Source organism: Saccharospirillum impatiens DSM 12546 (assembly GCF_000423605.1).
In the GTDB taxonomy this organism is placed as follows: Bacteria; Pseudomonadota; Gammaproteobacteria; order Pseudomonadales; family Natronospirillaceae; genus Saccharospirillum; species Saccharospirillum impatiens.
Window position 1 is genome coordinate 1 of the sequence record NZ_AUIH01000070.1, and the last position, 10,276, is coordinate 10,276.

7 protein-coding genes and 2 pseudogenes are annotated in these 10,276 nt (G+C 52.2%); 4 read left to right on the plus strand and 5 right to left on the minus strand.

The features are described 5' to 3' along the window. On the plus strand, window positions 1-317 hold a 317-nt coding region (locus tag G565_RS26525; protein ID WP_157600160.1), incomplete at its 5' end, for an IS66 family transposase. A gap of 676 nt (window positions 318-993) precedes the next feature. Here the strand turns inward: G565_RS26525 and G565_RS0119040 are convergent. After that, complete coding sequence (locus G565_RS0119040) at window positions 994-1,794, minus strand: flagellin (RefSeq protein WP_028672272.1); 801 nt, start codon at window positions 1,792-1,794, stop codon at window positions 994-996. A 278-nt stretch (window positions 1,795-2,072) separates the two neighbouring features. Between G565_RS0119040 and G565_RS0119045 the strand changes: the two genes are divergently transcribed. After that, window positions 2,073-2,846: a YiiX/YebB-like N1pC/P60 family cysteine hydrolase gene (locus G565_RS0119045; RefSeq protein WP_028672273.1), complete on the plus strand. Its 774-nt coding sequence runs from the start codon at window positions 2,073-2,075 to the stop codon at window positions 2,844-2,846. Window positions 2,847-2,963: 117 nt separating this feature from the next. Here the strand turns inward: G565_RS0119045 and G565_RS0119050 are convergent, their stop codons facing one another. Then, on the minus strand, window positions 2,964-3,590 hold the full coding sequence (locus G565_RS0119050; protein WP_028672274.1) for a hypothetical protein: 627 nt from the start codon (window positions 3,588-3,590) through the stop codon (window positions 2,964-2,966). Between G565_RS0119050 and G565_RS27775 the strand changes: the two are divergent. After that, window positions 3,541-3,873 (plus strand): annotated as a pseudogene (locus tag G565_RS27775) (DUF924 family protein); the annotation flags it as partial. The gene G565_RS0119050 and the pseudogene G565_RS27775 overlap by 50 nt on opposite strands. A 43-nt stretch (window positions 3,874-3,916) precedes the next feature. Here G565_RS27775 and G565_RS0119055 read toward each other — a convergent pair. The 3 genes from G565_RS0119055 to G565_RS24975 form a co-directional block, all read right to left on the minus strand. After that, window positions 3,917-6,346, minus strand: a complete 2,430-nt coding sequence (locus G565_RS0119055) for a YbcC family protein (protein ID WP_028672275.1) — start codon at window positions 6,344-6,346, stop codon at window positions 3,917-3,919. 1 nt (window position 6,347) lies between these two features. Continuing rightward, on the minus strand, window positions 6,348-7,928 hold the full coding sequence (locus G565_RS24970) for an NADH-quinone oxidoreductase subunit L (RefSeq protein WP_051208271.1): 1,581 nt from the start codon (window positions 7,926-7,928) through the stop codon (window positions 6,348-6,350). A gap of 201 nt (window positions 7,929-8,129) precedes the next feature. Beyond that, a complete protein-coding gene (locus tag G565_RS24975) occupies window positions 8,130-9,470 on the minus strand; it encodes an MATE family efflux transporter (RefSeq protein WP_037340356.1) in 1,341 nt (446 codons plus the stop codon). Window positions 9,471-10,078: 608 nt separating this feature from the next. Between G565_RS24975 and G565_RS27295 the strand changes: the two are divergent. Then, window positions 10,079-10,276 (plus strand): annotated as a pseudogene (locus tag G565_RS27295) (ISL3 family transposase); the annotation flags it as partial.

Sequence of the window (10,276 nt, forward strand, 5' to 3'; positions counted from 1 at the left end):
GCAGCAAGTCGAGGAATTTATTAGAGCGGCTGCGTGATTACGAGGATGATGTGCTGCGATTTATGGATGATCCATTGGCCCCCTACACTAACAACCAGGGAGAGCGTGACCTGCGCATGGTTAAGGTGCAGCAAAAAGTATCGGGTTGCTTCCGTTCAATGAGGGGCGCTGAAATCTATTGCCGTATTCGCAGCTATCTATCAACCTGCAGAAAGCACTCGGTGGGCGTCGGTGAGGCTTTAGAGTGCTTGTTTACAGGTACGTGGCCTGAGTTTATTCAGGTGAAGCTGCGAGAAACTGGTTTGGACGCTGAATAGTTACTGAACGCTTACCATTCATCTTGATCGAACCACCACCATAGGTGACCAGGATCTTTGCCGTTTTTGGTATCGAATCGTTAAGTGTTTTAATCTGCCCTTCGCCAAAATGGATTCGGGTGGTGTTTTGAAAGTTAAAATTCAACATTTTGGTATCCTTGATGTGTTAAGTAAGTGACGTAAGCTATCGATTCAATCAGTTTTCAGAGATTGCGAATTGAAGATGAGAATGCTGGAGTCGATATTGAGTGGTGAAAATATGGAGATATCAGAGGAGTATGACGACACCCTTTTCTGTTGGTTTTTTAGTCGACGCTATATCGACACTGTATCGACGCTGTATCGACTCTACAGCGGTAGAGAAGTTCGTGGCTGTGACTAAGGATTATCAAAATATCGCCAACCTGTTCTTGCCCACAGTTAGTGCGATAAGGCTTCTCATCCTGGTAGCAGTAAAGCGGCTATTTTGTCCGGTTTGTACCAACAGCGGCAATAAAACAAACAACACGCAACAACATGAAGGTCCACTTTATTGGAGTTCAAAGAGAGTTCAACTGATGCTGATAGGACAGGCACATTATTTAATAACCGTAATTGCAATTCTTAAGTCATTGGCTATCTATTGCTTAAGCTGCCTGGCCTATGCCACCAGTTTGTATCGGGGCTACGCGTACCATCAATCTGTTAACAATCGCAACACTGTCTCACGGTTGGCGTTAGCCTGGCCTTGCATCAGTATCTTGACCTGGTCGCGCACGTTGGTTTGCGCCAGTTCGCTGGCAAATTTGGCGTAGTCCAGATCCTGGATTCGGCTCAGTGTTGCGCTGGTGTCCAGTCGTTGCTGCATCAGGGTGTTGCCCTGGGCTTCCAGCCGATTGGCCAGCGCGCCATCGCTAGCCTGCGCACTGGATACGGCACTAATGGCGTCATCCAAGCTGTTTAATACGTTGCCAAGGTCTCCATTGCTGGTAAGGCTCAGTGAACCAAGACCAAATTGGTCGAGTTGCTCATTCAGAGCATTCCCTTCCACGACGGTCGTCTGGCCTGCATCCGGGCCGGTCTGAAAAACTTGTTGATCTGAACCAAAGAGAGGCCGGTTGTTAAACTGTGCCTGGTCGATTTGTTCAAACAGTGTGTCACGCAGGGTGGTGAATTCCTGGTTTAGCAGGTTACGCTCTTCGGGCCCGTTGATACCGTTATTGGCTTGAACTGTCAGTTCGCGCATGCGCTGTAGCTGCTCGGTCATCGTGCCCATGGCGCCGCTGCGGGTCTGCAGCAAACTGATACCGTCGCCAATGTTGCGCGCGGCGACATCAATGCCACGCACCTGGGACGAAAAGCCCTGGGCAATGGCTGTTCCTGCGGCATCGTCTGCGGCTGAGTTGATGCGCAGGCCAGAGCTTCCTTGCCGGGCAAGGGTGTTAAATCGATTGTCGGTCGTTGGTGTATAGGCAGGACTGTTGATAGAAAGGGCCATGATGCGCGACTACTCATGATGTATGGTTAAATAATAGCCGATAAAAGCAGAGTTCGCTATCGGAACACAGGGTCTGCCTGTGAAGCAGGAATACTGGCAGGCTTGGCAGCGGCCTGCTCGAACACAAGAGAGAAGGCAGGTCGTATTCTGTTCATCAAACACCCCGTTAGGGTGGTAGTATGGCCATCTGTTTTGATGACTGGGTTTATTGGACCACTGCAAGGCGTTGGCCGTGGTCATTGGGTAATGGCTTGTTACGCTAAGTAACGGAGTATGTAATGTTTCAGAGCCTCGGTCGTGCACTGGCTGCCTTTCTTACCCGGCCAGACCCGAAGCATCAACCTATTGCTACCAGTGAGCCAGAGGTGTTGCTGCCGGCATTACGCCGGGGCGATGTGCTGTTGGTGGAGGGCAGCTCCCGTGTCAGTTCGGCGATTAAGTACCTTACCCAGTCCACCTGGTCTCATGCGGCTCTTTACGTTGGCGAGGCGATGCCGCCTGGTCATCAGGGAAAGCCAACACCGTCGTTGTTAGAAGCCGACATGCGTGACGGCGTACGGTTGGTCGCGCTCGAACACTATGCGCAATTCCATACACGGATCTGTCGACCGGTCGGCCTGAAAGTGGCCGATATCGATACATTGATCGACTATGCCAAGACAAAAGTGGGTCACCAATATGACCTGAAGAACATCATCGACCTGCTGCGCTACCTGGTCCCAACGCCGCCGGTACCTCAACGCTGGCGCAGGCGTTTGATCGCGCTGGGCAGTGGTGATCCCACTCAGGCCATATGCTCGTCGCTTATCGCCAAGACGTTTCAGTCTGTCCGTTACCCCATCTTGCCGGTCGTCAAAAAGTCCCGGTACGGTGATCCAGCAATAGCTCGCCTGGGTGACGAGGTTCTGCACATCAGGCACCACAGTTTGTTCACCCCGCGAGACTTTGATGTGTCGCCATTTTTTGAAATTGTGAAGCCCCGACTGGCCGCCGGATTTGACCCTTATGCATTGATCTGGGCTGACACGATCGATAGGGAATCTCTGAACTGATCTTTTTTGAGTTGCTGCAGCCAGCGATGAGGGCCAACAGAATGCTGAGCTCAGTGAAGGTGAGAGTTACTGTATCTCCAAAAAGTACCGCCATGCTTGTCCAGTGTGAGGGGCTAACTAAGGTGTGAAGGTGCCAAACGCATTCACCTCGACCTCCCCATCACTGTAGCCCAGTGTCAACAGATACGATTGGTTGTTCATCGTCATTTGCAGGGTATCCCAGTTTTGAAAGACGTTTTTATCGCCGCCGCGTGAAACATTGGCGTATTGCTCAATCGGCTGGCAGTTGGCGTCGATGATCGCATCGACCTTGAACAGGTTGTCAGACGCAAAGACATTGAAAGTTATCCCACCAAACGTTTCTCTGTTCTCGTTGAACAGCAGTGCGATGGGGGCGGTCTTGGTTTGACTCGCCGAAAGTACAGTTTTGTCACTGGTACCGACTTCCACAGTGCTTTGTCGGTCGGGTGGGAAGTCACTGAAATACCGATCAAAGCATCCCGTCGAAGTGGATGGCGCGGGCGCTTCAGTGGAAGCACCGGGTAGCCAGAGGTTCGGTTGTTCGGTTCTGGCATAGGCCAGAATACAGGCTACGCCCAGCACAATGAGAGGTAAACCAGCTCCCACAGACGAGACTTCAAGCGAGCCAATGGCAATTTTTCCGCCGGGCTTGTGGGGATAGCGCAACAGCACTATGCCACCAAATAGCAGCAATCCGATTCCGGCCATCAGCAAGATAACCATAAAGCACCTCCAGGGTTGTGCTTGGGGCTATGTTGTTTGTCAGAGTCACTGTAGCCCGTTTAAGGTGGGTGTCCACCCTGTGGCCAATGGCGAAGTCGATAGTTGGGCCGTCACGCCTCTGGGGCGACTTGTCTTGATTATTGTTCCTGATCAGTTCCCGAGAAGTGTCTGGGCAGACACGAGGAATGCGTATTCTCAGGATGCCAGGGCACTTGCTGTATGTCTTGAGGGGCTCGACAGCGGTCACTTCGATTCTCTGAAGACCATCTGGTGTAGATCAGTGTTCAAGCTGTCGCTTGAACACGGTGAATGCATCGGTCGGCTGCTTATGCTTCAGGCTCTGCCACAGGCCACCATTGTTGTTGATAAAAGCGCTCAATCTCGCCGTCATCTGTCCAGCGCAACAGATACAACCATTCGTTATCGATCAGCTGGCGCACGCTGTCGTGCTGAGCAGCTATGCGCTCGATAGGCTCTTTTGGTGCGGCAATATAAACCGATAAGCGTTGAGGTTGATGCATCCACTTCTCGCCGTTGTGCAAAGATTGCATGGCCAGCCCGATGCGCAAGTCACCCCCGTTGCCTTCATATAGGCCGATGTGACCGCCGACTGCATTGTGCAAAACTTTGTTGCCGCTGCCATATTTCAGGTTGTCGGTGACGGAGGCATTGTATTGCATGTTGATCCAGTTGGTCACAATCATTGGTGCGGTCATGATCAGTTCGAGTACGGCAAATCCGTCGTCGTTTTGCCACTGGTAGTCATGCAGAAAACTACGGCCTTTCAAGTCTACCTGTCGAGTCCACGCCCTTGGTGCAACGATAAAAGCCGCGTTATTGGCCAGGCCCCACTCCGGTCGTACTTGTGACCAGTCATTGCTGCGCTTGATGTAGGCTTTATCCAGGGCTGCGTCAGTTGCTGCAGCCAGGGTCGGGTCTATTAACGCTATTCGCTCACGCTGTGAACCGCGAGTTGCAGCGAGTAGCCAATTGGTCACGGTTTCGCTGACAGGTTCATCAAAGCAACTAATGTGGTCAGTGGTGGTGATGTGCAGTGCAGCGACAAAGCGGGTTGTGTCCAGGATAGTGACACCAAGCCCAATAAGCGCGGCACGCACGTCCTTGTCATTCAGCAACTGAGCGAGTACGCGCACGTTGACTTCGCCGGTTTGTCCCCCGCACGCGCCACAGTCCAGTCCCGCAGCATGCAAGTTGTTGGTGGTGTGGCTGCCATGCCCAACCAGCAATACGGTGGGGGCAAAGTCGCGCAGCCCCATGGTGTTTAGAATGCCTTTGGCGAGTTCGGCTTTGTCACTCACAGTCAACTCTTGGTCACCATTCTTTAGCGTCCAGTGTTGCTGGTGGCTTAAATGACTCATTGGGTTTTCGTCGCTTCTGGCAAAGAAGGCTTTCTTCAACATTTTGAAGGCATAGAGCCAGCCCATCGATTCCACCATGGAGAAGGATGACGGGGCCGCCTGCGTCCAGCTTTGCCAGCGCGCCGTTTGGTTCAAGCTTGCTGCTTTATCATCAGTGCGCCGGGTTTCAGTTGCCCGAATGGCGGGTTTGAGCAAGCCTGGTAGTTGCGGGCGCGATAGCTGGGTGTCGGCAGGTTGATATTCCAGGGGCAAGCCAAAAAAACCAGCAAAGCCGAAGGTTTGTATGTGCTCACTTTGTGATTCGAGCGCCCGACGCATCACTTCAGAGCGAACATCAATGCAAAATGCCGCCTGGAGCTTCGGTTTGGCAATCGTTTGCTGCTGTGCCGCTAAAAGCTGTTTGTTCAGTCGATGTTGGTAGCTGAATTCCGCTGCTTTGGCCCATACCCACATTGGTTTGTTCGTATCCTCAGCTTGAATAAGTAAGTGTGGCAACTGATCTTTTTCCCGTACCCATAGAGTGCCCAGACGTTCAAAAGACTTGGGATGTTTTGCTTGCATAAAACGCCAAATGGTCAGTTCCCAGGCCATTCGAATGGCCAGCAACTGTAACATGTCATCATGCGGTTTATCGTGCAGATTGCCTTGCCAGCGCAAGTAGGCCACCCAGGATGCCCAACCGTTGATATCCAAAAGCAATGCATGCGCATAAGGCTCAAGCTCTTCATCAGCCAGTGTTAACGAAGTGATGCATTGCGCCAGAAGCGTTTCTGCATCGCCCGGTAATTGCTGAAAATACTCGTGAAACCCGGGCTCATCCAGGATAATGCTGATGCCCTGGTCGCGACGTGTCACTTCGAGCCAGTGGCGATACAGGTCCGGTCGTCCCTTGATGTTGCCACTGCGCAGCATCGGATGCAGCTTCTGATAATGAGCCGCGCAAAACTGGCTGATTTGATGGGTGATTTCATCGCGCCACGCTATCGTGTGCGGGTCGCGGTCGCTGTCCAGCAGATCGGACAGATTATGCCATTGAGGCACATTAGTAGAATGCTCAAGTTCGTTTTCGAGCTCCTGAACCGACTTTGTGACTTTTTGCTCTGTTGCCGCCTGTAACAAAGATGCCCGGCTAATATCTCCGCTTTTATAGAGCCCCAGATAGTACTCTTTTGGCATCAGTAACCGGGCGCCTGTCAACGTTGACAGTCTGGCAGCAACCCGTTCGATCGGCTCGTCACGCATTTCCCAAAAAGGGTTGACGGCAATCATCTGATCGAGCGGCCAGGTAGGCGCGATTCTTACGCCCGCTGCGATTAGCAAAGACTTCTGCTGTTCAGTTAACTGACTTTCATAGGTAAAGGCTGTGGCAGCAGTCATACTAAAGCTCCTTCGTTAACGGTTTTTTGAATGTGTTTAATGTCTTGGGGTTGGCGTGTGCAGGCAATCTGACTGGCCAGATTTTAAGCGTCAGACGCGTGAGCCATTCGTCAAGATAAAGCCCGGCGAACAGGATCATGGACAGCCGCTGCATAGCCGGGCTATCGGCCTGGAAGCGCAGAAACCAGCTCAGGGCAAACAGGGTGATGAATAGCAGCATCGCCCAAATATCGGCCAGGCTCAGGGCGCTGACTCTTAAGCTTTGGTCAATCGGTAATAGCACGCCCAATGCCGATTTGAAGACGCTATAGCTTGCGACAAGTAGCAAGGCCAGCCCGACAAACGGCCAGATACTCGATTTGAACGTGCCCCCGTGGCGTTGAGCAATGAGCATGGTTAGCGCCAACGCGAGTAGTAACCATATGCTCCAGACACCCTCATACCCTGACAAATACACTGCACCGACAACCATAATCGACGATGCGCCCATGGCTAACAGCCAGGTTGAGACGGATGGCACGCCAGACGGGGCTAAACGGCGACGGATACTATCGTTGACTGCGTTTCCGGCATTGAGGAATGAGTAGGCTTTGTAGGCCGAATGAGTTAGCAAGTGCAGCAATGCCAGCTCGTACAAACCCAGTGCACATTCGAGCAACATCAAACCCATCTGAGCGCTGGTAGACCAGGCCATGCGCACTTTTAAGCTGATGCGCGTAGTCATCACCAGTGCACTAACGACCGTGGTAAAACCGGCCACAATAAGCACCAGCCACTGGGCGGCAGCCACTTGCATGAACAACGGCGCAAACAAGATCAGTAAGAAACCGCCAAGGTTTATAACACCAGCGTGTAGGAGTGCGCTGACTGGTGTCGGAGCCTCTACTACTTGAACTAGCCAGCCATGAACGGGCAGCTGGGCGCACTTGATCAGTGCTGTCATTGCGATCAGCACGGCCGCAATCTGGTCAGCTGTGGACAGCTCCAATGCTGCGTTTGAAGCAACTTGATTGAAGTGGAACATCAGTTCGCTGATCAACAACGTGCCGTGTTGTTGGTATAGAAGCACAACGGCAACGAGCAGCAATGATTCGGCCGTACGTGCCAGCAGGAACTTTTTGTGAGCCGCCAAGGTGGCTCTTGGACGGTCAGGGTAGAACGTCAGCAGTTTGTGCAGAGAGAGGCTGATCGACACCCACCCCAGCCAGAACACGACCAGATGGTTGCTGATGATAACCAACGATACCGCGGCGAGCGTATTCAATAACCAGCGCCAATAAGTGCCGACGCGCTGCTCACCAGCCATGTAGTTGCGTGAAAACGCGATCAGGATGACACTCATGAACACTATCAGCCCCATCATGATGAGGCTGAGATTCGATACACTGATGTAGTGAGCCATTCCATCAGCTGCAGGCAAGGTCAAGTTGCTGATTACTGCCGCCATAAATACGGACACTAATAAGAAAGCTAACCTCAACAAAACGTGACCCACGTTTTTGACCGGTGCTATGCCCGCCCACCAGCCGCCTGCGGCGAGGCCGACCGGAATGCTTATTAATAAAATTGACGTTAACCACATACTAATCAGTGCCCTTAATAAAGTTCGGGGGAGTATCGCAAGCATAGAGTGATTTAAAAAATATATATAAACTTACCTGACGTTCTGTTTTAGTTAACAGTTAAGCTAAAGGAAATAAGCCGACTATTGATTATGAAAAGAATATAGCTCCGGGCTATAGGCTTGGGGTGGGTGTCCATACTGAGCGTACTTATTCGCTGCTCAAACAGATTGGCCACGCAAACCGCCCACATAGCGCCGACACCAGTACCAGCCTGCCAAAGCGATCATCGCGCTGCCTAGCCCCTGGCCAATCAGCGCTCCCGGTGCACCGAACCAACGCGCTCCCGCCCACACGAAAGGGACGGTAAATACGGTAGCCTTAAGTACATTAAACAGCGTTGAGGTTTTGGGCGCGCCCAAATTATTGAACAGAGCGTTGGTCACAAAAGTGATGCCGTTGAATACGAAAATGGCACTCAACCCCAGCGTGAACCAGCGAATCAACTCCGCAGCTTGAGGTGAGGCCTGAAAAGCCCAGACGATCGGTTCTGTCAGCGCCGCCAGGGCCACACACACCACCAGGCAATAGCGAAACACGAAGCGGACAGATTCAGTAAGCACCGCTGAGACTCTATCGTGATAGCCAGCACCCCAATTCTGACCCGCGATGGGTCCTACCGCGCCAGACAAGGCAAACAATGCCACGAAGGCTACTTGCTGCAAGCGGGTGATAATGGCCAGGCCAGCCACGGCCGAATCGCCGTACTGGGCCATGGTGGCAGTGACAAATGCCAGTCCAATAGGCGTGGCAAGGTTGGTGAGCACGGAAGGCACGGCAATACTGCTGATCGTTGTGAAGTCTCGCCGCACTTCTGCTGGTTTGGGCCGGGATAGCAGGCCGTATTTGTACAGTTTGAAAACGCCATAGCCAAAAATAGTCAGGCGCGCCATGACGCTCGCCAGGGCCGCTCCGGTCAGGTCCAGATTCATCGCAAAGATAAGAATTGGGTCAAAAATGGCATTAACGATGGCACCACTCAGAGTGACCCAGAGTGCTCCTTTCGCATCACCTTTGGCCCGTATGACACCGCCAGCCGCCATGCCGATGGATACCGGCACGAAGGAAGGCAAAATGATGGCGATGTAATTGGAGGCCTGTGACAGCGTATAACCCTCGGCACCCAATAAGGTAAGAATCGATTCTCGCCACAGCCAAACAGAACCAGCGACCACGCTAGTGATCAGGATGATCAAAACAAAGCTGCTGGCGATCAGTTCGCGAGCGCGATCCACCCGATCAGCGCCGAGGGCCCGGGATACCGTTGCTCCGACTGCGATGGTAAGACCAATACTCAGCGACTGGCAAAAGAACAGGATGGATGCCGCAAAACCGACGGCTGCGGCCAGCTCTCGTTCGCCGAGTAAAGAAATGAAGAAAAGGTCGGCAAAATCAACGGTGAACAACGCTAGCAAGCCCAGCCCCGCGGAGGCCGTCATGCGATTGATGTGAGTGGAGACGGGACCGGCAAGGTAGCCAGCTGGGGCGGTAGAAGTGGTCATTCGCAATTCCGGGTAGGTAACGGTTCAGAAAACGTCAGTGTCTGCTGGACTGTGCAGAGCTTGTTTCATAGACCAAAAGGGTCGCTTACCCTCGCAAGCTTGCGGCAAGATGCCACATTCGCAAGGGCAGGTCACCCACCGATGGCTACTAGGGGCAACCTGATTGGACATGTAAATCACTCGGCTATTGCTTTTTTTAGTACAGATAGAGCTCAGCTATGAGTATTGAGGTAGGTATCCATATTGGTATTGTCATTAAAGACACTATGCTGAATTTGACAGGATCTGCATACATGCCGGGTATGACGGCGCTACACCGCTTGCAGGCAGCGACATTGCGTGATTGTCTCAGTGTGCGAACATAGTTCGCCAAGAGTTCGAGCATATACGTTCGGATGTTATTACCAATATGGATGATTAATTGGGTATTTCATAGCATGCACACTACAAAGAAGATCCGTAATCGGTACAACCGGGTTGCGCCATTTTACGACATAATGGATGCCGTGATGGAGTTAGGATTGTTTAAAAAAGGGCTCTTCGTAGTTTCCTGTGGAAATCCAGTATAATCAGGACTTGATCATACCGAATTTACGGGGAGTCTTTCTGTGGAAATCGAAGAGCATTATGCACTGCTTCTGGGTATTCATTCGCCCTGGGAGACAAGCTCGGTAGACCTCAACATGGCCAATAGCCGAGTCGATATCGAGATTGAGTATGTCGACTCCACTGGCGCGTGTCCTGAGTGCGGAACATTATGTCCAAAACACGATGAACGTGAATCCCGGACCTGGCGCCATCTGGAT

Bases quoted from the DNA above. Each gene is read 5' to 3' on its own strand.
- G565_RS0119055 (WP_028672275.1), bottom strand. From the start codon at position 6,346: ATGACTGCTGCCACAGCCTTTACCTATGAAAGTCAGTTAACTGAACAG.
- G565_RS24970 (WP_051208271.1), bottom strand. From the start codon at position 7,928: ATGTGGTTAACGTCAATTTTATTAATAAGCATTCCGGTCGGCCTCGCC.
- G565_RS0119040 (WP_028672272.1), bottom strand. From the start codon at position 1,794: ATGGCCCTTTCTATCAACAGTCCTGCCTATACACCAACGACCGACAAT.
- G565_RS0119050 (WP_028672274.1), bottom strand. From the start codon at position 3,590: ATGGTTATCTTGCTGATGGCCGGAATCGGATTGCTGCTATTTGGTGGC.
- G565_RS24975 (WP_037340356.1), bottom strand. From the start codon at position 9,470: ATGACCACTTCTACCGCCCCAGCTGGCTACCTTGCCGGTCCCGTCTCC.
- G565_RS0119045 (WP_028672273.1), top strand. From the start codon at position 2,073: ATGTTTCAGAGCCTCGGTCGTGCACTGGCTGCCTTTCTTACCCGGCCA.